This window comes from Roseimicrobium gellanilyticum, from assembly GCF_003315205.1.
Taxonomy (GTDB): Bacteria; Verrucomicrobiota; Verrucomicrobiia; order Verrucomicrobiales; family Verrucomicrobiaceae; genus Roseimicrobium; species Roseimicrobium gellanilyticum.
This window is the reverse complement of sequence record NZ_QNRR01000002.1, coordinates 336,046-359,544: the sequence shown is the minus strand read 5'-3', so window position 1 is coordinate 359,544 and position 23,499 is coordinate 336,046. Positions and strand designations below refer to the sequence as shown.

Genomic DNA, 23,499 nt, shown 5'->3' with positions numbered 1-23,499 from the left:
AATGAAAACAAACCCCACCCCCACTTCCAAAATCGCACTCCTGCTCGCCACGCTCATGGGCACGGTATTCCTCGGCGCTGCCCAGGCAGACTCGAATGAAGTGCCGCTCAACTCCTGCCCGGCGCCAGTACAGGCCGCCATTGAGAGTCACAAGCAAGGTGGCAAGCTGGATGAGATCAAACTCATCAATGTGGAAGGTCGCCAGCTTTATGTGGCCGACCTCGACCTCGCCGGCAAGCGCGACCTGAAGCTCCACATCACCGCCGATGGTACGGTGGTGAAATCCCGCGAAGACGTGTCCCTCGCGCAGGCCCCTGTCGCCGTGAAGGCCGCCGCTGAAAAGCTGGTGCCCACGGGAGGTCACATCGACGACGTAGAGAAGGAAGTCTCCGGCGGCAAGACCACCTATGTGGTGGACATCGATGTGAAGAATGGCACTGACATCAAGGCCGTAATCACGGAAGATGGCACCGTCGTCAGCCAGCGTGCTGACTGAGGAAACCCTCGACCCTGATCCACCTGCGGCATTCATCGTGAGACTGCTCATCATCGAAGACTCCGAACGACTCCGCACCACCGCGGCCCGGGCGCTCACGCGCCTGGGCCATGCTGTTGATGAAGCCGGGAGCGCGGAGGAAGGCGACCAGCTCGTGCGCGATCACACCTATGATGCCATTGTGCTGGACCGCATGTTGCCTGGTGAAGACGGTCTCACGCTTCTCGGTCGCTGGCGCAGTGCCGGCCGGGACACACCTGTCCTGCTGCTCACCGCGCTGCATGCCGTGGAGGAGCGTGTGCGTGGTCTGGCCATGGGCGCTGACGATTACCTCACCAAACCTTTTGCCCTGGCGGAGCTTGCCGCAAGATTGGAGGTGCTGGCAAGGCGCAGCCATGGCAAGGCCGACTCCAAAGTGCGCATTGGCCCACTCGAAATCAACTTCGCGGCCAAGACCGTAAGCCGTGACGGCTCAGCCGTGGAACTGACCGCGCGTGAATACTCCCTGCTGGAATGTCTTGCACGCCGGCCGGGACAAATCCTGAGCCGTGAACAGATTGAAGCGCATCTCTACAATGAGATCGACAGTCCTGTAAGCAATGCCGTGGACGCTGCCGTATACGGATTGCGCCGGAAACTCAGCCCTCGCGGCACGGCTCCGCTCATCCACACCCGGCGAGGTCTGGGTTATGTGTTGCAACAGGAGAAGGATGCCTGAAGAGCGCCTTCACATTTCCCCTCAGCAGCGCGTATCCATTCCATCCACCATCATGGCCACCTCGATACGCGGGAGACTCACCTGGATGCTGTGCCTGCTGGCGGCGGGCCTCCTCCCGCTGGCAGGCTTCGTGGTGTACTACACCGTGAGAAGTGTACTGCTGTCCCAGATAGACGACACACTCGCGGCTCGCGCCCAGGCCATCATCGTGGCCACGGAGGTCGACCGTGACCGGCTGGAAATGGATGATGACCTCGTGGCCTTCGCGGGATTCGGCCAGGGCAATCCGCGCGACTTCTTTGCGATGTACCATGCAGATGGTGCGCGTCTCTTGCGCTCCTCCTCCCTGCCTCTCGGTTCACTGGATTTCATCAAACAGGAGATCCTGGAGGCCTCCACGCAACCGGGCTATCTCTTTGGGACGCTGCGTGACGGTCGAGCCGTGCGTGTACGAGTACAGGGCTTCGTCCCTGCCGGCTCGGTGGATGGTGGCAGCTACCACGACCTGAGACTGGTCACAGGCACAGAGGCACGGGGCCTGTACGATACGCTGCGCACGCTCGCGCTCGTGCTGACAGGGACGGGATTGGCGTTCTTTCTTGCCACGATTGCAGTCCTGCGTGGGTCACTGCACCACGGCCTGCTCCCTCTGGAGCAGCTGGCTCAACGCATCCGCGCCATCCGCCCCGGCACACAGGACTCGATTCACCTGCCCCACGCTCTGCCGGACGAGTTGTCGCCAGTGGTGGAAAAGCTCAATGAGCTGCTGAAACGTGTGGATGAATCGCTGGCTCGCGAGCGACGATTCAGCAGCCACGCGGCCCATGAATTGCGCACTCCGCTGGCAGAGCTGCGCGCCTCCGCAGAGCTGGCAGCCACCTGGTCGGAGGAAGCCACTCCTGAGCGGTTGAAGGAGATGCAGCAAAGCGTGGCTGAACTCGAACAATTGGTGGAGAAACTCGGCACTCTCGCCAAAGCCGATGCCAACGCGCAAGCCGTACAAGAGCCGGTGGATATCGAAGCGACCATCCGTACAGCAGTGGAACGCTATCGGGAGAACGCGGACGCACGCAAAATCACCGTGAATACGCAGGTACAGCCGGGCGCCTTCCGCACAGATGCCACCCTCTGGTCCACTATTCTGACCAACCTGATAGGAAACGCGATCGACCATTCACCTCCAGGATCAACGGTGACCATCAGAGCGACCCCCGCACGACTCGCGGTAAGCAACCCGGCGCCTCACCTGCAAGTCGATGACGTACCGCATTTATTCGAGAGATTCTGGAAGAAGCACAACAGCATGGCAGCCAGGAAACAGCATTCAGGACTGGGCCTTTCCATCGTGGAATCCTGTGCCACCGCCATGGGTGCCAATTGTCATGCCTCGCTTGGCAACACCGATGGAGCCGACAAGACACTGACCATCGAAATAGAGTTCAGCGAAAAGCAGGACTCTGCCAACGCGCAGTGATCTGAGCATCAGCACATTGCCTGCAATTGCCAGCTAATCATTCCCGCATATTGCCGGACACCATTTGTTCCTCTTTGATCATGAACAGAAGGCACCGGAAATTTTATGCATGATCAGAAAACCCTGGCAGTCCACTCTCGCAATCATCGCAGCAAGCATCGGCCTTGGCAGCCTCGCAAATGCACAAGAACTCACACTGGCTCAATGTCCGCCGGTAGTACAATCTGCCATTCGCAACAACAGCCAGGGAGGCACACTGGAAGAAATCAAACTCGTGGACCGGGATGGAGCCAGCCTCTACGTGGCTGAAGTGGGCCTCGGTGAAAATCGCGACCTGAAGATGTACATCACTGCTGATGGCACCGTCGTCAGATCACGGCAGGAGATAGACTTCAAAACAGTGCCGGTGCCGGTGCGCCGTACGGTACTGGGTCTCCTGCCAGAAGGTGCTGTCGTCAGTGATTGCGATGTGGAAACCGCAGAAGGCGCCACCAAGTACGTAGTCGAATTCATGATCAGCCCCACTCGCGAGCGTAAGCTCACCTTGGGCGCGGATGGCACGGTGCTGAGCGAGCACGAGAAAGAGAAGAACTAGACGTGCAAACTGCCTGCGCGCCCCTGCAGTTCGTGATGAGCTGTTGAATAAGAACAACTGGACGAAGCGCGATGTAATCGCGCTTCATCCAGTCTAGCCCACGGGCATCTGTCTTCCCCTGTAAGTTCGAGCGCCTCATCGCAGTGCGTCATCTTCACCGATGATTGCAATCAGGGGTGAAGGCATTCTCGTTGCTAAATCGGGCCTTTGAACCACGGCCAATAGACGGTTGGCGGGCGATTCGCGGTTCTATATGAAAACGCACCTGCACCTTAAAGTTGGCATCGGCGCGCTGTTGCCAACCATGCTGGCCGCATTGTCTCTCGGGACGGCCAAGGCAGATCCCAATGAAGTGACCCTCACCTCATGTCCTGCGGCAGTCCAGGCCGTCATCACAAGCCACCAGAAATCAGGCAGGCTGGAAGAAATCAAGACCATCACATCGGAAGGTCGCAAACTCTACCTAGCTGACTTTGAACTGGCAGGCCGGCAGGACCTGAAGCTCTACATCGCAGAGGATGGATCCGTAGTCACCACTCGCGAAGATCTCGCGCTGGCAAAGGCCCCTGCTGTAGTGAAAGCTGCGGCGGAACGGCTCGTGCCTGCTGGAGGAAAGGTTGAGGATGTAGAAAAGGATGTCACCAACGGCAAGACGACCTATCTGGTCGAAATCGACGTAGCGAATGGAAAAGATATCAAGGCAGTGCTCGCTGAAGATGGCACAGTCATCAGCCAGCGGACTGACTAGCAGAGGAATGCCTTCCGGGGCCGGAAATCAGATCACAGCTAGAATCTCGAAAACTCCATGCAAGCCCTTGCATGGAGTTTTTTGTACATTTACCGAACAACACTCACGTCCAATGCGCCGTCTTGACAGGAAGAAGCCGTATAACTTCGAAGGCTAATTATAATTGTTATTTGTCCTCTCCACATGCCGACGCATCAAACTAATCCTTTATGCAGTTGGAAAGATTGAATGTGGAGGTATTCAACACATAGATAACGCGACCTTGGCATAAACTGCCATTTACATTCCAGGCCCCAACGGAAGCCATCATCATGGACTACTCCTCCGCCGTCACCGAGCTCAATGAGCGATTGAACCAACTCAACTTGCCGGCGCTCGATGGTGACGGCAGGTGCATGATTCGTGGCCCGCAAGGAAATCGCTTCATGTTGGAACTCGCCCCAGAGGGCGAGTTTTTCAGTTTTTATGCACCGTTGCGACAGGTGAAGGAAAATGGGAACAGGGCCGCCCTCTTTGAAGCGGCTCTCACCATGAATCTCATGCCTGACTTCATCGGCGGCGCATCCTTCGCGTTCGATCCTCGAACAAGCTCCATTGTTCTCAGCCAGCCCATTGATCTGGCGAACCTCGACACGGAGTCCCTCACCATGGCAATGTCCGCCTTCTCGCTGGCAAGCCACATGGCACAAGAGGCCCTCTCCGGAACCCCCAACTGAGGAACTAGCCATGCTCTTCAATGCCGGCAAGACTTGCGTCTGCAAAGCGACAAAGGAGTTGATGCAGAAGGCCTTTCTGAAAGAGGGAGGCGAGACCTTCACCAAGGCCGCAACCAACACGGTCAGAGACCTCTTCAAGACCAAGCCCGGGCAAAGCACCTATCCACCCAAGATCCCGGTGGAATTGAGTCCAAGGGTCAGTTCCACGCTGACTCAGACCCCGCCGCTTCGCCGCACCTTGACTCAGGTCGCTCTTACCGAATCCCGGACACGGTCCCGGACCCTGATGTCGGCCGACGACATGTTCAAGCATGGAGCCCCAAAATTCTACAGCACCACCTCCGGCAGCGATGGTGGCGAAGGCCAGAAGTTCCCATCATCCCAGCGGCAGGGCAGATTGGATGCCCTTGATTTCCTGAAGGACTCCTTTCCTGCCCCGAAGAAGGGAGAGGAGATTCTTCTGGGACATATTGTGAAAAGGGGAATCGAACAATTTGCCCAATCGCTCCCTGAACGGATGCAGGATGTTGCGTCAGGATCCATTGGGAAACACTACCGTGAAGATGTCGGCGGACTGATGAAGCTGCCAGGTTCCGATCAGAATCGGGCGCTGCTGGCATGTGTGGAAACAGTGCAATGGAATCAAGAAGCGCAGCGGACTGGCCAGGCGCTTGGCGCGAGCATGAGCGCAGCGGATCGTTTCTCCATCCTTACCCAGGGCAAGAATCTGGACAATCTACCACCGGGATTTCATCAGGGAATGGCGGCAGCTCTGACAGGCTCGTGGGAGCCCATCTCAAAAACCGCGTCGCTGACACCTGAGCAGCGCAAGATCTTCGAAGCCGTTTCGAACGAAGTGACAGTGATGGCCGCCTCCCTTTCAAAAGACGGAGTGGTGAACGTCAAACAACTGGGGGACGCAGTCACCAAATGCGCGGAACTGAGCGAGAATGACCCCACCAAATTGCTGAAGCTTCTGAAGGAGAAGAATGACGCCTTGAAGCTCGAACAACCCGACAAGAATCTCTCCCTGGAAAATGCCCAGAACATGAAGCTGAATAGCGGGTACACCTTGGGCTCTGCCATCGGGAAGCCTCGGGAAGCCCAAGGCCCCAGTGTTGGGACACGAGTGCAATGAGGAAGGAGGCCGGCAGAATTTCACCTGCACCTTTTGAAGTTTCCATGTGTGTCGTAGAGCCAGCTCATCCGGCATCTGCGATCAGGCCAGCCTGTATCTCGGACTTTCCCCGCATCGCCGAGATCTATGAACAATCTCCCCTCGATGATATTGCTCAGGCCGACTCCTCAGTCGTAGATTGGTCTACGTGGACGTCCTGGTGGGAAATACACAGTCCCAGCCAGCACCCGCTGTGGGTTTGTGAAGAAGGCGGGAAGGTTGTCGGATGGATCAGTCTGTCCCCGCACCACTATCGAAAGGAATTTCGCAGGACCGCGCAGGTCGGCCTCTACGTGGCTCCTGACGCGCAACGCCGTGGGAATGGCACGAGACTGGTCCAGCAATTGATGGACTCCTGTCCGATGCTGGGCATTCGAACGGTGCTGGCTTTCATCTCCAGGCACAATGAAGCCAGTCTAAAAATCTTCCACCGCGCTGGGTGGGAGCCCTGGGGACACTTCACCGGGGCTGGTCGAAGTCACGCAAGCCAATTCGACATCGTTCTTCTGGGAAAAATCTTCGAGCAGCATGACGACTGATGCTAGCTCGCGTACCACGAGGGCTCGTTGCCCGGCTTCCATTTGATATTGCACCCGGTGCTGGGGCGCTGTTCGGCGAGTGGGGGTGAGCCATCCAGCAGGGCCTGCACGGCAGCACGGAGACTGTCACCCGTCACGGGTTTGCCATTCTTGGGCCGCGAGTCATCGAACTGGCCGCAATAGGTAAGGCGCAGCTCATGATCAAACACATAGAAATCCGGCGTGCATGCCGCTCGATACGCCTGTGCAACCGACTGGGTTTCGTCATACAGGTACGGAAAGGTCCAGTCGTAGGTCTTTACCATGGCCTGCATCTTCTCCGGGCTATCGGCGGGATAGCGGGAGACATCGTTGGAACTGATGCCCACAAAGCCGACGCCCTTCGCTTCACAGATCGCGGCGAACTCGCCCAAGTGCTTTGCAAGGTGCAGCACGAAAGGGCAGTGATTGCAGAGGAAAGCGACGATGAGGCCCTTGGGTTCCCGGACATCCGCGAGCGTCACAAGCTCTGCTCCGGGCTCAGGCAGGGAAAAATCCGGCGCGGGAGCTCCGAGAGGCAGGATGCGGGTGGAAGGGACTTCAGCCATGGACAACCGCCCGTTTAAATCCAAGTATGGCGCAGGTCAACCACGGGCGGCATGAAGTCACACGACCACGCAGCCGGGTCTCGGAGCGGTCGTGCATTTTCTCCGCTGGACACCGTGAGGTACCCGGCGGCATGATACGAAACTCAAGCGCGCTCCGCACGATACTCTGCTCACGAGATATGCACTCCTGCACCCATCGATTTCTCCTGTCCGCCCTCGCTCTGGCCGCTACCACCGCAGTGACACTGGTGCCGGGCACGCTCTTTTCCCAGGCGCCGCCGGCCTCCGCGGAACCACCCAAGGTGAATGACGCCACCATGCAGGTGACGCTCTTTGCCCAGGAGCCTCTGGTGCAGCAGCCCATTGGCATGACCTTCACAAAGGATGGCAAGCTGCTCGTCATCCAAAGCAACACACACTTCCCTCCCAAGGGCTTCACGGGGCCGAAGACGGACCGCATTCTCTGGCTGCAGGACAAGGATGGCGATGGCAAGGCCGAGAAGGCGGAGGTGTTCTTCCAGGACTCGGTCATGACCATGGACATCGCCACGGCGCCAGATGGAGCCATCTACCTCGCTACGCGAGATGAAATCCTGCGCCTGCGCGATGACGATGGCGATGGCAAGCCTGAGAAGGTGGATCGCAAGCTGGTGTTCCTGGAAACAACGGGACGCTATCCTCACAATGGTCTCAGTGGTCTGGCCTTCGATGAGAAGGGCGGCCTCTACTTCGGCATGGGAGAGAATCTCGGCGCCGCGTACACACTCATCGGCGCGGATGGGGTGAAGCACAGCGACCAGGGCGAGGGCGGGAACGTCTTCCACATCACTCTGGATGGCGGGAAGCTGCGCCGCGTGGCCAATGGCTTCTGGAATCCCTTTGGTATGTGCGTGGACACGGATGGAAACATCTTTGCCACGGACAACGACCCGGACTCTCGCCCGCCGAACCGCCTGCATCACATCATCGAAGGCGGCGACTACGGGTACAAGTTCCGCTATGGCCGCAGCGGGTTGCATCCCTTCGTGGCGTGGAATGGCGAGCTGCCCGGCACCCTGCCCATGCTCGCAGGCACCGGTGAAGCTGCGTGCGATGTGATCTACTATGCCCCATCCCCCGCCAAGGACTTCCGCGGCCTGCCGGCCCAATGGCATGGGCAGCTGCTGGTAGCCTCATGGGTGGACCACACCGTGGAAGCTTACACACTACCGGATCGGGAGCATGCGTATGATGGAGCGAAGAAGAAGGTGCTCGTGCACGGTGGTCAGGATTTCCGCCCCGTGGCCTTCGCCGTGGCGGCGGATGGTTCCATCTACCTCTCCGACTGGGTGAAGCGCGATTATGAACTCCACGGCTACGGCCGCGTGTGGCGCATCTCCGCCAAGGAGGCTCATGAACTCAAGGCCCCGCTCGCCGCGAAGTCCGGCATCACCTGGAAGCAGGAGCAGCTCAGCAAGATCCTGAACAAGGAGAAGGTCACCCCGCTGGAAGCCACCGACCGGCTGAATGATGCGAACCCGTGGCGATTCTCCACGGCTGTCACGCGATTGGGACGTGACACAGATCTGCTCTGGATCATGAAGGACAAGCGTCTCTCCTACCCGCGTCAGCGTCAGGGATTGCTGCTCGCGGTCCAGCAAGATGCTGCGCGGACGAATGCGGAACCCATCATCCCGCCGCAGAAGTTTCTCGAAGATGAAGACCCCACGGTGCAGCTACTCGCGCTGAAGTGGATCTCGGATGTGCGCTACGCGCCCTCACGGAGTGCCGTGGAGAAGTTCCTCGTAAACCCTGAACTCACACCGGCACTCTTCTACGGTGGTATCACCGCTCTGAGTCGCATCGACTCCGCGGAAGTGAAGGAAGCGGACCTGGTGAAGATGCTGAAGCAGCGCATCACAGACCCTGCCACGCCGGCACGACTCAAGCGCACGGCGCTGGAGATTCTGCCGGATCGTGAGCGCCAGCTCCTGGCGAAGGATCTGGAGCCGTTGCTCTCCGAGGGCGACACGACCTTCCAGGAGTGGGTGACGCATGTGCTCGGCGCCCTGCGCGACAACAACCGCGAACCCTTGCTGCGCAAGCTGGCCTTCGATGAGAAGCGCTCCTCCTCCGTGCGAGTAGCCGCGCTGATGTATCTCACGCTCACCGATGCGGACAAACCCGCGCTGGATGCCATCAAGACCGACGGCGACAAGGCGCTCGCGCGTGCGAAGGAAGTGGCTGCACCAAGTTATCTGCCGGTGGCTCCTCCTGCGACGCGTCCTCCGCTTCAAGATATCGAAGCTTGGGAGAAGTATCTCGCCAAGGTGCCGGGCAAGCCGGATCTCGCGAATGGTCGCACGGTATTCCTGAGCCCTCGCCAGGGCGGCTGTGCCATGTGCCATCGCGCAGAAGGATTGGGAAATGTCGCTGGACCCAATCTCTCCACCATCGGCTCCGCAAAGACCTCCAACTATATCCTGGAATCCCTGCTCCAGCCGAACCGGAGCGTGGCTCCGCAGTTTGAGTGTTACGTACTCGCCACCTCCGATGGCCAGACGCGCACCGTCTTCCAACTCGCCGAGCGCGGAAACTTCCACACCTACATCGGCCTCGATGGCCACGCCTTCGAAGTACAGATCCAGGACATCCTCAAGCGCGACCACTTCCCCCTCTCCATCATGCCGGAAGGCTTGGTGGCGAAGCTGACCGATGAGGAAGTGCGGGACCTGGTGGCCTATTTAAGGGAGAGGAAGTAGCCCGAGTAATCAGTAGGTCAGTGCGCAGTATTCAGTAAGCAGTGAGTGAGTGGTCAGTAGTAAGTAGAACATAACCATGCGGCCGACTTGGCTCATGACTTGCTCTCGCCCGCCACTACTGACTACTGACTACTGACTACTGACTACTGACTACTGACTACTGACTACTGACTACTTCGCCCTCGCTTCCTTCACAAACTTGTCCCACATCGCCTTCTGCTCGCCCAGCGCCTTGACCTTGTCCTCCACCTTGTCGGCGGCTTCACAGAGAACCCAGCCATCATAATCAGCTTCGACGAGAAGCTTCGCGAGGGTGGCGAAGGGGTACTTGGGATCATCGAGCTTCCGCACGTGGGTGGTGCGGCCGAGATAGTCCTTCACGAGGGCAAAGTTCTTCTCAAGACCTTCGCCCTCGAGATCGGCTGGATTGGAGTTCCAGCAGACACGCACGTTATCGGCATCAGCCACTTCCATCACTTTGCGGACATCGGCGAGGTTGGTCACCTGGCCATGCACCTCGAGACGGATTTCCTGGCCGAAGCCGATGGCGTAGTCGCCGAGTTCCGCAAGCGCTTTGCCGATCTGCTCCAGGGTCTTCTCCTTCGGCACACCCTCCTTCTCGTGTAGCTTGTCCGGCTTCACCTTCACACCGCTGCCACCGATGTCGTGGCTCAGCTTGATGAACTGCTTTGCAAGCTCAATGTTCTCCTTCACCTTCGCGGGGTCGATGGCGTCGAACATGCAGTTCGTGCCCATTCCGACGATTTCAATGCCGCCCTCGGTGAACTGATCCCGCACCTTCACACGCTCTTCCGGACTCAGCGCAGGTGAAACCTTGTGCGCATGATCCACACGCAGTTCCACGCCGCCGATACCGAGCCCGGTCAAGTTTTTGATGATGGTGGGAATGTCCCACTCAGCACCCCACATATAGGTCACGAGACCGTAGGAGATGTTTTCTCCCTGGGGCTTCAGTTGTTGGGCCAAGGCAGAGAGTCCAAGGGAGCCGGCAGCGGCGGCAACGGACTGGCGGAGAAAGCGGCGGCGCGTGTTCATGGGTCCAAATGCTGGCAGGGTGAGTTGGAGGTGTCAATGTGGAGCGGAGCGTGCGCGACGCGATTGACAGTGCAGCATCCTCTCCTACACGATGACGGCATGTCCCCACGATTTCTCTCGCTTCTTTTTCTGATGTTTGCGCTGTCACCCGCCCATGACTTGCAGGCGCAGGCACCTGCCACGGCGCCGCAGGGAAATCCTCTCGCGAAGAAAATCTGGCCTAAAGAAGTAAAGCGTGTCGACATCCCGTGCAGTGATGGCCAGATGCAACCTGCCATGTGGTACGCCCCCCTGGATCGCAAGCTTCCGAAGCCGCTGCTCGTGGGTCTTCACACATGGAGCAGCAACTACGCCTCCGCTGGAGGTGATGCCGTGTACGCGGAGTGGTGTATCGCCCAGGGATGGGTCTTTGTTCATCCAGACTTTCGCGGCCCCAACAAGACCCCTCTGGCGCTTGGCAGCGATCGTGCCGTGCAAGACGTGGTGGAAGCCGTCGAATGGGCCAAACAAAAGACCAACATTGATGAAAACCGGATCTACCTCATCGGCGTGAGCGGTGGCGGTCACATGGCCCTGCAAATGGCCGGCAGGCATCCGGAGATCTGGGCCGGTGTGAGCGCCTGGTGTGGCATCTCGGATGTGGGGCAATGGCACGCAGACCACGTGAAGACAGCCATTGTTGATGGCAAAGAAACGCCAACACCTGACAAGTACGCACGTGACATCGAAGCAGCAATCGGTGGTCGACCAACTGCCGACGGGGCGCTTCGCAAGGACGCGTGGAAACGCTCTCCCCTGAGCTCGCTGGCTGCCGCAAAAACGGTGCCGCTAGACATCGCCGCCGGCGTGCTGGATGGCCGCAGCGGCAGTGTGCCGTTCACGCACTCCTTGCTGGCGTTCAACGCCGCGGTGGACAAGAACGAGCGTCTACCGGAGGCCTTGATCACCCAGTATTACAAGACGCAAAAACTTCCGGGTGAATGGGCCGCATCTGAAGCTGATCCCACCTACGGCGCATGGACACCCCTCTTCCGCAAGACCAGCGGGAACACGCGCGTGACCATCTTCCAGGGCGGGCATGAGATCGTACACCAGGCGGCGCTGAACTGGCTGGCCAGGCAACAACGAGGCAAACCACCAGTGTGGGACACCCGCGACTTCATCAAACTGGACGTGCAAGGCGGCGAAAGCGGGAAGTGAACCTCCACCACACGCTGCAAGCCGACTGCGGACGATTCGTTCTATTGTCATGCGGTGGAAAACGCTCTTCATGGGTTGCTTGGGTACTGCACTGGCAGCATCCGGTGCTTCAACCATGTCCAAGGCCGCTGAACCTGCGAAGCCCGACATCCTGATCGTTGTGGCGGACGACTTGCGTCCCGACGTGCTGCACACGCTCGGACATCCCACCGTCAAGACACCCCACCTAGACGCCCTGGCAGGGCGCGGCACTGTCTTCACACGGGCCGCATGCGGCTACCCCATCTGCCACGTGAGTCGTACAGAGATGCTCTCAGGGCGCTGCGTGGTGAAGGCAGCCTCGACAGGTGGCAATATCCCCTTCCCTGCCGGGTGGGTGCTCTGGCCACAGGCGATGAAGTCGGCAGGATGGCACACAGTGCACTCCGGGAAGTGGCATGTGCACGGCACGCCTGTAGCGAGAGGCTACGCGGCGACCGCAGGCCTCTTCAGCAGTGGTGGTGCTGGAAAAGACGCCGCCCTTACTTCTCCCCAAAGCGCCACCGGTCGCCCGGTGACTGGCTACAAGGGCTGGACCTTCAAATCATCCGACGGAAAGGCGATGCCAGAGCTCGGTGTAGGCCTGACGCCGGACACAGATAGCCACATCGCCGATGCTGCGAGCCAGGTGCTGCAATCCCCCAGGGAAAAGCCCTTGTTCCTTCATGTGAACTTCACCGCCACTCATGACCCGCTGCACTGGCCCAAGGGAAAGGAAGGCCGCTTCAAAACAGAAGACACACCCCTGCCCGCGAACTTCCGCCCACAGCATCCCTTTGACCACGGCAACATCAATGGCCGCGATGAAGTCATCGTTCCCGCGCCACGCACGGAGGAACAGGTGAAGGCCGAGACCGCGGTCTACCTGGCCTTGGTCGAGCAACTCGATGCGCAGATCGGCAAGTTGGTGAAGGCTCTGGAAGACACGGGGCGCCTCAGCAATACCCTCATCATCTTCACCAGCGATCAGGGACTCGCGCTCGGCAGCCACGGGTTGATGGGCAAGCAGAACCAGTACGAGCACACCATTAATGCACCACTCATCATGGCTGGGCCCGGCATTCCCAGCGGCAAACGTTTCTCAGCACAGTGCTACCTGCGCGACCTGTATCCCACCGTATGCGAGCTGACTGGAGTGGAGATTCCTGAAAGCGTGGAGGGCAAAAGCCTCTTGCCCGTGCTGCGCGGTGGAAATCCGGAAATCCACGGCGCCATCTTCGGGTATTTTACCGACACCCAACGCATGGTGCGAACCACGGATGGGTGGAAGCTCATCTGGTACCCACAGGCGAACCGCACCCAACTCTTCCATCTCTCAGAAGACCCGCATGAGCTGCAGGATCTCGCCTCGCAACCGGAGCAAGCTCAACGTCGGGAAGCGATGATGGGAGAGCTGAAAAAGTGGATGGTGGAGAAGGGAGATCCAATTCTCCGCAAGGAGTAAGCAATATTTGGTATTACATCCTGCCGACGCGCCCTCACTCCTTGTGGAGCGCCGCTTCTTCCTCCGTGCGCCGGCGGCGCACAAGGTGATCATCCGGAGTGTCCTCCGGGAAAAGGAGGAGACCGCGGAAGATATCGCGAAGTGTGGGATGATCCCGATGGTCTTCGAATTCCTGATAGGCCTTCCGATACTCCGCAGCGTATTTTTCAGCATCTTCGAGCGTGGCGTCCTCGGGCAGATGCTCAAGGATCTGACGGGTGACGTCGTCCGCCTTGTCGAGGCCGTATTCTTTGCGCATCTCGAGCTGGAAACGCGTGGCTATGGCGTGAGCGCGCAAGCTGGCAAGACGTCCATCGATGTTGACCCAGTGTCCCTTCCACGAATCGTACCAGGGATCGAGATCACGCTGGGGCACGGACTCACGGCCGATGCGCTGGAGCGTATCAAAAAGACGATCAAGCTGGGCATCCTGTGCGGAGATGTCGCGCCAGGGCTCAGGAGCATGTTCGGAATCACCAGCCTCATAGAGCCGCCAGGACTGTGCGGCATCCTCGCGGATGGCGGAAAGAGTTTGCCACACTTCACTCCACGTCTGGTCCCACAGGGCGCGCTTATCCGGTGGAATGTGCACGTCCGCGCGTGCGTGGGCGTCGCGAAGCATGGCTTCCAGGGAATCTTCGATTTCCTCAATCTGCGACCACTGCGTACGCAGGCCGTAGTTGAGCTGACCAAGGATGAATGTGGCGCGCTCTTCCGGTTTCATAACGGATGGTTGGCTATGTGTTGACTCACCGCAGCCAGCCCGCAGGCAGGTGCTGCAGAGATATTTGTCATAGAATACAAGAAAAGGGTTCAACCTTCAATCGCGACTCGCACACGCTGTGGCGGTGGTGCAATTGGTTGAACGCTTCTCCCGGCAACCATTGGCCTGCCCGGAACGTACGCCTAGACCGGAGCGCCAGGTTCACTCTGGCGAGCCTGCCAGACCTTGAAACACTCCAGGAAGCCCCCTGCAAAGTCCTGCGGTCTCGCGGCAATCCAATCGGCAATCTGCTCCATGCGGAAGAACTGCCCGCCCGCAATCTCCTCCGGGGCATAGTGCATGGGACCAGAATGCTCTGCGACGTGGAGTTCCACGAACTCCCACCCGGTGGCTTCACATGCCGGCACGGTGCCCACACATACAGTGGGCGCTTCAATGCCGAGTTCCTCCTTCAGCTCACGTGCAGCGGAGGCAGCATAGTCTTCCCCGGCATCCAGGTGGCCTGCAGCACTGGAGTCCCAGTCGAGGGGATGCACGTCCTTCAGGTGAGAGCGCTGTTGCAGCCAGAGCTCGCCGTGTTTGTTGAACACAAACACATGCACTGCGCGGTGCCACAGGCCTTTCGCGTGCACCTCTCCACGCGTGGCCTGTCCGGTCACTTGATTGTTCGCATCCACCACATCAAAGATCTCGCTGGCCTTCTGACCCCGGTCTTCTTCATGACGATTCTCATAGTGCCGGGTGAGGCGCACCCATTCCATCAGGGACAGCTCCTCTGCACGGACGGTGACCGGCTTACCAAGTGAGTCCATCAGTGCCTGCCATCCACCAGGAGCTTCAGGGAGGAGATTCTTGAGCTGCTTGCGTCGTTGGGAGAAGCCCATGCGCACCAGCCGGTCGAACAAACGGCGGTCGTGCACGGGAAGCGTTCCCGGCGCCTTCGGTGTGAGCCGTACGATGGCGGAGTGCACGCGGGGACGCGGCTTGAAGGCTTCTGGTGGTACGATGCGCAGGATGGAGGCATCCCAGTCATGCTGCACCAGAAGGCTCAGCGCACCATAGCCATCATCCTCCAGACGCGCGGCGATGCGCTCGCAGACTTCCTTCTGCAGCATGAACACTGCCTCCACGACGGGCGTGGGCGGTGTGAGGAAGTGCTTCAGGATCTCGCCACCCATGGAGTACGGCAGATTCCCCACCAGCTTCACGCCACCGTGCCTGTACAGCGGGCGGAGGTCAAAGCGGGTGGCATCACCATGCCAGAGCTCCGCATGGCCGCTGTCCGCCAGCTCCTCCTGCAGGTCCGCGGCGAGTGTGTTGTCCTTCTCAATCAACAGCAGGTGCTGGGGCCGGCCGAGCAAGTGCTCCGTGAGAGCACCCTGCCCCGGGCCGACCTCAATGACAAAGGAAGCACCATCCGGCTGGATCTGGTCGGCAATCCACTTCGCGAGGTTGGCGTCACTGAGGAAGTTCTGGCCGAGGCTTTTCTTGGGTTTGAAGGACATGAGTGCAGGTCTGGGGCGGAACAAATGAAGTGCGGAGAGTAGACGCAAAGCAGCGAAGCAGCAAAGAATGATAGGAATGACAGCGGCAGCGCAGGAACATCGCGGTGAACATGCGGCATTGACAGGTTTATTTGTCAACGCATGCTGTGCGGTATGATGCTCGATGTGGAAGTCATCGCCGATCCGGAAGCCGCCACCGTGGCGCTCCATCCCGTGCGAAGCCGCCTGCTGTCCGAACTCGCCCAACCCGCCTCGGCGGCGGAGCTTGCAGTGCGCTGTGGCCTGGCACGGCAAAAGGTGAACTACCACCTGAAGGCGCTGGAGGAGCACCATCTCGTGAAGCCTGCAGGCGAGCGCAAGTGGGGTGGTCTCACGGAGCGGCGCATGGTGGCTACCGCGATCTCATACGTCGTCTCGCCCAAAGCCCTGGGTCCGGTGGCCGCAGATACCACGCGCACGGCAGATCGCCTTTCCGCCAGCTACCTCATCGCGCTGGGCGCACGCATCGTACGTGAGGTGGGTGACCTGTGGCGCCGCGCCCGGGAGGCGGACAAGCGGCTCGCCACTCTATCCATCGATACTGAAATCCGCTTTCGCTCGGCTGCGGAGAGAGCCGAATTCACGCAGAAGCTCACAGAGAGCATCACCTCACTCGCGGCCCAGTACCACGATGCAGAGGCTCCGGGAGGCAGGCCGCACCGTCTCGTGCTGGTGGCCCATCCCCTTCCCTCTGAGCCTTCACAAAGCACTGAAGAAAGCGCTGACACCACCCCCGCAACACCAACGGCACGCGTGGATTGAGCCCGCACCCATTTTCTTCGTCACCTTGTTATCTCCGAAGGTAGCACGTCTGGCATTGGGTGGCGCCGCAATTGATCCGTGCGCAACATTCTTGTCACTCGCCAATACCCCAATTCTGAATTGGTTGCTCAATGCCACCGCCAGCAGAGGCTGTTGTCACCCAATGTGTCGCCGAACCCGTCCTCAGAACCGGATGGTGGTGGAGCAGACTGTGGCGGAGGCATGCGCGCATTGATGATGCAACAGCCCTGAATGCATGCCGCATCCTCCTGCTCGGCTATCTCTGCGGACAGTACTTGATGTACAATGATTTTCTCCGGGGGCTTTGGATGCTGGCACTGGTGCCTCTTGCGTTTGTGTGCATGCCCTGGACGGCCATCTGGACGCAGGCACGTGGCGACGCCTTTCGCGCCATTGCCACGTACTTCCTCTGCTGGATGACGGTCCGCTCCCTGTTTGGCTATGGCATGGTGGATGGCAGGGATGGCATGATTGCTACCGGTTGGCTGCTGGGGGGAGTGCTGCTGGCTTGCTTTGCCATCGTCACCTGGCATGTAGCGCAGGATTTGCGCAGCCTGGATCGACTTGGACTGTGGACAGGCTACAGCGCGGCCTTCTCGGCTGCAGTGAGCATCGTCATCTTTTACGGCATGCTGCCCAACCACGTCTTTGGTGAGCGGCTGACAAACTGGTTTGTCCATGGTGGACTCAACTCCGTGACCACGGGCCTCACCTACGGCTTCGCCCTCATGTGGCTCTGGTGCATCCGCGATCGTGTGGCGGCGCCGCGCGAGCGACTGCTTCTGAACATCTCACTGATAATCCTGCTGGCAGCAGTATGCTTCACCCGGTGCCGCGGAGCGCTGCTGGCCCTGCTCGCAGCCCACGTAGCTCTGACATTCGTCCGCGGAGTACGCCGCTCAACGTTGCCGTGGGTCGCTTTGCTCGGAGCGATTACGCTGTTCCAGATCACGGGTCCCTCCGTAGCGAGACTGGTGAACTGGCAGGTGGCCACACGAGCAATAAGCCCTCCCGTGGAGGCTTCCCACACCTCGGCACCCATCCAGGAAATGCTGACACGCTGGGACGGAGGACGCACAGAGATCTATGCGCGGGCCATGCGTGGATTCATTGATCCGCATGAGTGGCTCATCGGCGTAGGCCAGTGGGGACCGGCAGAGATTTTCACACGCAGTCTGTCCTACATGCACATGCACCACCACAGCATCTTCATCGCCACGCTGGTGCACGGTGGCCTGATTGGCCTGGGGCTCATGCTCACGCTCCTATTCATTGGGCTGAAGCGAGCGCATTCGCTTGCGCGTGCCAGTGAGGACACGTGGTTCGTACTGCTGGTCTTTGGTTGCACAGGGCTCATCTTTGATGGCCAGACACTCACCAGCCTGTTGAGCATTCCGCAGATGGAGCCGCTCCTGATCACCTTTCCGCTGGTGACTGCCGCGTCCGCCTGGTGGAAGCGGAGGGATGCGCTGGCGTAGAGGGGATAGTGGAGCGGTCTGAGCCGGAGGCGACGATTGCGGCTTCAGATTTTGGGCGCGTTGCTGAAAACCTGATCCGGAAAACTTCACACTTTGGGCTGGACTTCACAGGGAGCGCATTGAATTATCGACCTCTCGCGCCTCCCCTTCCCTGCTCTTCGTGAAAGCTGCTGCACGGCTTCTGTTGATCGTGACCCTCATGGTATCCATCGGGGCGCATTGGGGTGTTTTGCAGGTCGTAGCCTGGGCCCAGATGATCAAGAGCTACACCGCCGAGAAGGGTCTGGTGCAGGGCATCGAGGAAACCTTCAACGGCGAACATCCCTGCGCGATGTGCCAGAAGATTGCCGAGAGCAAAAAGCACAACGACGAGCAAGCCCCTCTCCCGCAGGACCGCACGGAGATGTCCAAGTGGCTCAGCCTTCCGTCCGGCTATGTCATCACGACGGTGATGCCTTGTGATTTGGTCCCCGGTAAAGTATCGGGCGACATGCAACTGGGCTCTTCCCAGTGGGAGACGACTCCCCCGACACCACCGCCACGATGCGGCGTGTAACAACGGCATGCCGTTGATGATGCCCTGTCCTTGCCACGTTTCGCGTACGATCGGTGATCGGTCGCAGCAGTGAAACCAGATGGGGTAGATGATTGCGAGAGTTGCACCATTGCAGCTTCGAGCGGTCCCCAAACACACGGCATTCCCGGGAGATAGTGTCTATGCGAGCTCGTGCCGCATGGCCTTCTCCACCCTACTCATGGGCTTCCTGAACCAGGCGCTTCAGGTCCATTCCATACCTAACGCAGTCACTCATCTGCCTTGATGAGCCGCGGCCCTGTTGTGGTGGCCATGTCCATCACACCTAGCTGTGCCGTGTTTCTTTATTCGTAATACTTTCTCCATGCATTCTCGATTCCGTTTCTGCGGCTCGGCCGCAGCGCTACTCCTCGTGCTAACACCATGCCTCCCTGTCCAGGCATCCAAGCCTGGCGGGAAGGAGGGTCATCATCATGAAACTATCCCCGGTGTGCAGTCTCTGGACGTGTACGCTACCACATCCCAACTGCACCTGCTCACCGGCGGGCTCTCAAACGACGGCAGTCGCACCGAACTCTACCACCAGTCCAGCAGCGATGCCGGGAAGACCTGGTCCGCGCCAGTCCGTGTGGATGCCGGTCAGCCCGCGCCCCATGCCGCACACCGGGGCATGGATCCCCAAATCGCCGCCAGCGGCGACCAACTCATGGCTGTGTGGATGACACCGGGCACGGATATGTTCGGCGGTGGTCCCATGGCCACGGCACTATCGAGTGACGGTGGCAAGACTTGGAAGGCTGGCCCCAATCCCGCAGACGATGGCTCGACCACCGGCCATGGCTTCCTCGACGTGGCAGCAGATGCCAGGGGCAGCTTCCATCTCACTTGGCTGGACACACGCGGTGAGAAGCGCGGGCTGCGCTACGCACGCTCGGAAGATGGAGGCACAACGTGGTCCAGAAATGACACGGTCGATGCGGAAACCTGTGAGTGCTGCTGGAATGTGCTCGCAGCGGGTCCGGATGGCCGTGTGGGCATTCTGTATCGCAACAAGGAACCACGCGACATGTCCATCTCATGGTCATCCGCTGCGGGCACCTGGTCAGCACCGGTAAGCGTGGGTGGATTCAACTGGGAATTTCAAGGCTGCCCGCATGTGGGTGGCGGACTCGCCGCAGGCGGAGAGCAGACCTCGCCCATCTGGCATGCGGTGGTGTGGACAGGCATGGAGGACTCTCTCGGCGTGCACCACGTCTCCTCGCCTGATGCCGGCGCCACGTGGTCGAAGACACAGCGCGTCGCCGGCAAAGGTGCCTCACATCCAGACATCGCCGCACGCGGCCAGGAGGTCATCATGGTATGGGACACCACGAATGAAAAGGGCAGCCACATCGAGGCCGCTCGGTCCTCCGACGGAGGGAAGAGCTGGCAGACTGCTGTTCGCCTCTCCAGTGCCGGTCCCAGTGCCACTCACCCCCGCGTGGTAGCATCAGCCGACGGTGGGTTCCGCGTCTTCTGGACACAACGCCAGGGAGAAGGCCCCACCACATGGCAGTCCTCACCTTTCCCTTCTTCCGCAGTCTCCACCGTGAGCAGCAACTCAAACACCCGCTGACCTCATGCCCCTTCCCACTTTCAGTTTCACATCACACTCTTCACATCAACTCATGAAAAAATCATCTCTAGGTGCCCTGGTGACCATGCTTTGCAGCACGGCGCTCATGGCCCAGCAACCAGCACCTGCCTCTGCCGTCCCCGAATCGGGCACCACGCTCCCTCCCGTCGTTGTCACTGCAGACTCCCCTTCCCTCACCGTGCCCTCGATTGAGCAGGTGGAGGAAGCCCAAAAACTCACCGCCGGTGCCGTGAATGTGGTAGATGCCGAAGAGTACAAGACCGGGCGTGCCATCACACTGAAGGATGCGCTGGACTATTCTCCAGGCGTCTTTGTGCAGCCGCGCTTCGGTGCGGAAGAATCACGCATCTCCATCCGCGGCTCCGGCATCCAGCGCACCTTCCACGGTCGCGGACTGAAGCTGCTCCAGGATGGCGTCCCGCTGAACCTCGCGGACGGCGGCTTCGACATGCAGGCAGTAGACCCTCTCACCGCGGAGTACATCGAAGTGTATCGCGGTGCGAATGCGCTGCGCTATGGCTCCACCACGCTGGGCGGCGCCATCAACTTCGTATTGCCCACCGGCTACACGGCGCCACCGCTGCAGGCGCGCTTTGAGTACGGCAGCTTCAATACCTTCCGTGGCCAGCTCAGCGCGGCGGGAGTCGAGGGGAACTTCGACTACTTCGTCACGGGTACTCACTACTCCACGGACGGCTTCCGCGATCACAGTGAGCAGAGCACGCAACGCCTCTTCAGCAACTTCGGCCTGAAGTTGAGCGAAGCGGTCGAGACTCGCTTCTACCTCACCTACGTCCACACTGACTCGGAACTGCCGGGGAATCTTACGAAGGAGGAAATGTACGCGAACCCTGAGCAGGCCGCGCGCAGCAGCTTCAACAAGATCTTCGACAACGTGGACAGCAACTGGAAGCGTGACTTCGATCTTTTCCGCATCGCGAACAAGACAACCTTCACACTCAGTGATGACGCGCTCTTCACGGTATCCAGCTTTTACGCGTACAAGGAACTCGACCATCCGATTCTGTTCGTCATTGACCAGAAGAGTCACGACTTCGGCTTCGACTTCAACTATGTGAACAAGGCCGACCTCGCAGGACGCAGGAACAACTTCATCGTGGGTCTCACGCCCACCTTCGGCTTCCTGCATGACCAGCGCTATCGCAACGTGCTGGGTGATCGCGGTGACAAGTTCGCGGACAGCGACCAGGACTCGATGAACCTCGACCTGTATCTGGAGAATGTGCACTACCTCACGGACCGCTTCGCCCTGAGCCTCGGCGGCCAGGTGAGCTATGCGCGCCGTGAGAATGAGGACAACTTCCCCGTTTCCGCCACGGACCCGGACAACAGTGACACGCAGGACTGGTGGGGATTCAGCCCAAAGGTCGGCTTCATCTATGACGTGACGGACTCCGCGCAGGTCTTCTTCAATGCCGCTCGGAGCTTTGAGCCCCCGAGCTTTGGTGAACTCTCCGCGGCTGCCACCGGTGGCGCAGGACTGGTGGACCTTGATGCGCAGACGGCCACCACCCTCGAACTCGGCACGCGTGGGCAGACACCAGATGGCCGCATCCGCTGGGATCTCGCCTACTACTACTCCTGGTTGGAAGACGAGCTTCTGGAACTCAGTGTGGCTCCTGGCCTGACGCAGACCGTGAACGCCGGCAAGACCAACCACCAGGGAGTGGAGTTCGGCCTGGACATCACGCTGCTGGAAGGACTCTTCACCAAACGCGTGGAGGGTGTGGCTGCTGTGAGCGGCAAGAGCGCGAAAAACGTGCTCGCTGTGGAACCTCGTGAGCCGGACCGCATCGTGCTGCGTCAGAACTATCTGTGGAGCAACTTCCACTTCGATGATGACGCCGAGTTTGGCGACAACCAACTCCCCGGCATCCCCGAGCACTACTACCGCGCCGAGCTGCTCTACACGCACCCCTGCGGTTTCTATGCTGGCCCAAACCTGGAGTGGACCTTCTCCGACTACCCCGTGGACTCCGCGAACACGCTTGATGCCGACTCCTATGCGCTACTCGGTTTCAAGATTGGCTATCGCACGAAGAAGGGCCTCTCCTTCTATGTCGAGGCCAAGAACCTCACGGATGAAATCTACGCCGCCACCACCGGCGTGATCAGCCGCGCAGGCCCCTTCAACTCCAATCAATTCCTGCCCGGTGACGGCAGGTCCTACTTCTTCGGACTGGAGTACAAGTTCTAGCCACCGGCGGACCCTTCATTCCCACCACTTCCCTAGCTAAGCAGAGCAATGGGTCAGCGGCCCGTCCCCACGCCACCGTTTTGGCGGAGGGGGCGGGCCGCACTTCCATCGAACAGCCCACTTTCTTCTACCTCTTTTTCACTATTCCTGCTGGAGTCCCATGCCGTAACATCACCGCTCAAAAACACTGCTCTCACCCATGAACACCACCCTCACCCGTATCCCACTCGTCGTCGCCGGCTGCTTGCTCGCAGGCTGGAGTCTTCAGGCGGAACCTGCCAAGCGCAGCATCAGCACTGTGATGAAAGACGCCATGAAAGGCGACACCAGCCTGCACAAGAAGGTCGCCCTCGGCAAGGGCACCGACACCGATGCCGCAGCGCTCCTGGACTACTACAAGTCCCTCCCTGCCGAAACCCCGCCGGAAGGTGAAGCCACGAGCTGGCAGGAAAAGACGGCCAAACTCATCGCCGCAGCACAGGCCGTGGTGGACAAGAAGCCCGGCGCCACCGAGCAACTTCAGACCGCTGGCAACTGCAAGGCCTGTCACAACGAACACAAGGGCAAATAAGACGCCCTCGTGCTATTGCTACTGTCATGAAGTCGCTTGCACGCATCGCCCTGGTTGTTTCCCTGATGATTTCCATCGGGGGACACTGGGGCATGCTGCAAGCAATTGCCTGGGCGCGGATGATACAAGACTATTCGGAAGAGAAGGGTCTTGTGGAAGGTTTCAAGGAAACCTTCAGTGGAGAACGCCCTTGTCCCATGTGCTTGAAGCTGCGCGAATCACAAAACGAGGCAGGCAAAAACAAAGCTCCGATCTCAAAGGAGAAAACGGACCTGACCCTCAAATGGTATGACCCTTCTTGGGAGGGCGCCTTCAAGGTGACGCCTCCATTTCCCGAAGCATCCACCAAGGCCCGTCTTTACTTTACCGCCTCCTTGAGAGGAGAAGGCAGGGCCAGACCCGCAACGCCGCCTCCACGAGCTATCCAGAACGCGTAGCCGC

22 protein-coding genes are annotated in these 23,499 nt (G+C 59.6%); 18 read left to right on the top strand and 4 right to left on the bottom strand.

Annotation, left to right across the window (positions count from 1 at the left end; translation table 11 throughout):
- Window position 1: 1 nt before the first annotated feature.
- The 8 genes from DES53_RS06835 (at window position 2) to DES53_RS34015 (ending at window position 6,463) form a co-directional block, all read left to right on the top strand.
- Window positions 2-496: a hypothetical protein gene (locus DES53_RS06835; RefSeq protein ID WP_147263259.1), complete on the top strand. Its 495-nt coding sequence runs from the start codon at window positions 2-4 to the stop codon at window positions 494-496.
- Complete coding sequence (locus DES53_RS06830) at window positions 465-1,214, top strand: response regulator transcription factor (RefSeq protein ID WP_211325469.1); 750 nt, start codon at window positions 465-467, stop codon at window positions 1,212-1,214. The genes DES53_RS06835 and DES53_RS06830 overlap by 32 nt, the downstream gene beginning before the upstream one ends.
- A 52-nt stretch (window positions 1,215-1,266) precedes the next feature.
- Window positions 1,267-2,688 carry a sensor histidine kinase gene (locus DES53_RS06825; RefSeq protein ID WP_170156914.1) on the top strand — a complete coding sequence of 474 codons (1,422 nt, stop codon included), beginning with the start codon at window positions 1,267-1,269 and terminating at the stop codon, window positions 2,686-2,688.
- 109 nt (window positions 2,689-2,797) lie between these two features.
- A complete protein-coding gene (locus tag DES53_RS06820) occupies window positions 2,798-3,283 on the top strand; it encodes a hypothetical protein (protein WP_147263258.1) in 486 nt (161 codons plus the stop codon).
- Window positions 3,284-3,536: 253 nt separating this feature from the next.
- Window positions 3,537-4,031, top strand: a complete 495-nt coding sequence (locus DES53_RS06815; protein ID WP_113957485.1) for a hypothetical protein — start codon at window positions 3,537-3,539, stop codon at window positions 4,029-4,031.
- Between the two features lie 311 nt (window positions 4,032-4,342).
- Window positions 4,343-4,747 (top strand): CesT family type III secretion system chaperone, encoded by a 405-nt coding sequence (locus DES53_RS06810; protein ID WP_113957484.1) that lies wholly within the window; start codon window positions 4,343-4,345, stop codon window positions 4,745-4,747.
- Between the two features lie 10 nt (window positions 4,748-4,757).
- A complete protein-coding gene (locus tag DES53_RS06805; RefSeq protein WP_113957483.1) occupies window positions 4,758-5,885 on the top strand; it encodes a hypothetical protein in 1,128 nt (375 codons plus the stop codon).
- On the top strand, window positions 5,882-6,463 hold the full coding sequence (locus tag DES53_RS34015) for a GNAT family N-acetyltransferase (protein ID WP_113957482.1): 582 nt from the start codon (window positions 5,882-5,884) through the stop codon (window positions 6,461-6,463). Before DES53_RS06805 ends, DES53_RS34015 begins: the two co-directional genes overlap by 4 nt.
- 2 nt (window positions 6,464-6,465) lie before the next feature.
- Here the strand turns inward: DES53_RS34015 and DES53_RS06795 are convergent, their stop codons facing one another.
- A complete protein-coding gene (locus DES53_RS06795) occupies window positions 6,466-7,050 on the bottom strand; it encodes a thioredoxin family protein (RefSeq protein ID WP_113957481.1) in 585 nt (194 codons plus the stop codon).
- Between the two features lie 179 nt (window positions 7,051-7,229).
- On the opposite strand from DES53_RS06795, the gene DES53_RS06790 reads away from it, so the two are divergent.
- On the top strand, window positions 7,230-9,791 hold the full coding sequence (locus tag DES53_RS06790) for a PVC-type heme-binding CxxCH protein (protein ID WP_170156913.1): 2,562 nt from the start codon (window positions 7,230-7,232) through the stop codon (window positions 9,789-9,791).
- 171 nt (window positions 9,792-9,962) lie between these two features.
- Here DES53_RS06790 and DES53_RS06785 read toward each other — a convergent pair whose 3' ends face one another.
- A complete protein-coding gene (locus DES53_RS06785) occupies window positions 9,963-10,847 on the bottom strand; it encodes a sugar phosphate isomerase/epimerase family protein (protein ID WP_113957479.1) in 885 nt (294 codons plus the stop codon).
- A 99-nt stretch (window positions 10,848-10,946) separates the two neighbouring features.
- Here DES53_RS06785 and DES53_RS06780 point away from each other — a divergent pair, with 99 nt between their 5' ends.
- Together DES53_RS06780 and DES53_RS06775 are read left to right on the top strand one after the other, a co-directional pair.
- On the top strand, window positions 10,947-12,047 hold the full coding sequence (locus DES53_RS06780; RefSeq protein WP_170156912.1) for an alpha/beta hydrolase family protein: 1,101 nt from the start codon (window positions 10,947-10,949) through the stop codon (window positions 12,045-12,047).
- Window positions 12,048-12,096: 49 nt separating this feature from the next.
- Window positions 12,097-13,530: a sulfatase-like hydrolase/transferase gene (locus tag DES53_RS06775; protein ID WP_113957477.1), complete on the top strand. Its 1,434-nt coding sequence runs from the start codon at window positions 12,097-12,099 to the stop codon at window positions 13,528-13,530.
- Window positions 13,531-13,564: 34 nt separating this feature from the next.
- Here DES53_RS06775 and DES53_RS06770 read toward each other — a convergent pair whose 3' ends face one another.
- Both DES53_RS06770 and rsmA read right to left on the bottom strand, forming a co-directional pair.
- On the bottom strand, window positions 13,565-14,293 hold the full coding sequence (locus DES53_RS06770) for a hypothetical protein (RefSeq protein ID WP_113957476.1): 729 nt from the start codon (window positions 14,291-14,293) through the stop codon (window positions 13,565-13,567).
- Between the two features lie 182 nt (window positions 14,294-14,475).
- On the bottom strand, window positions 14,476-15,798 hold the full coding sequence (gene rsmA, locus DES53_RS06765; protein WP_113957475.1) for a 16S rRNA (adenine(1518)-N(6)/adenine(1519)-N(6))-dimethyltransferase RsmA: 1,323 nt from the start codon (window positions 15,796-15,798) through the stop codon (window positions 14,476-14,478).
- A gap of 156 nt (window positions 15,799-15,954) precedes the next feature.
- On the opposite strand from rsmA, the gene DES53_RS06760 reads away from it, so the two are divergent.
- From DES53_RS06760 to DES53_RS06730, 7 genes are all read left to right on the top strand, one after another.
- Entirely contained in the window at window positions 15,955-16,599 is a 645-nt protein-coding gene (locus DES53_RS06760; RefSeq protein ID WP_113958119.1) for a helix-turn-helix domain-containing protein, read from the top strand.
- A gap of 362 nt (window positions 16,600-16,961) precedes the next feature.
- The gene (locus DES53_RS06755) at window positions 16,962-18,098 is read left to right on the top strand and encodes an O-antigen ligase family protein (RefSeq protein ID WP_211325467.1); all 1,137 of its coding nucleotides are present in this window, start codon (window positions 16,962-16,964) and stop codon (window positions 18,096-18,098) included.
- A gap of 160 nt (window positions 18,099-18,258) precedes the next feature.
- Window positions 18,259-18,654 carry a hypothetical protein gene (locus tag DES53_RS06750; protein WP_147263256.1) on the top strand — a complete coding sequence of 132 codons (396 nt, stop codon included), beginning with the start codon at window positions 18,259-18,261 and terminating at the stop codon, window positions 18,652-18,654.
- Window positions 18,655-18,997: 343 nt separating this feature from the next.
- Complete coding sequence (locus DES53_RS06745; protein WP_113957472.1) at window positions 18,998-20,248, top strand: sialidase family protein; 1,251 nt, start codon at window positions 18,998-19,000, stop codon at window positions 20,246-20,248.
- Window positions 20,249-20,300: 52 nt separating this feature from the next.
- Window positions 20,301-22,487, top strand: coding sequence for a TonB-dependent receptor family protein (locus DES53_RS06740; RefSeq protein WP_170156910.1), 2,187 nt, complete (start codon window positions 20,301-20,303; stop codon window positions 22,485-22,487).
- A 199-nt stretch (window positions 22,488-22,686) separates the two neighbouring features.
- Window positions 22,687-23,058, top strand: a complete 372-nt coding sequence (locus tag DES53_RS06735; RefSeq protein WP_113957470.1) for a hypothetical protein — start codon at window positions 22,687-22,689, stop codon at window positions 23,056-23,058.
- Between the two features lie 26 nt (window positions 23,059-23,084).
- Entirely contained in the window at window positions 23,085-23,495 is a 411-nt protein-coding gene (locus DES53_RS06730; RefSeq protein WP_113957469.1) for a hypothetical protein, read from the top strand.
- The last annotated feature ends 4 nt before the right edge of the window (window positions 23,496-23,499 follow it).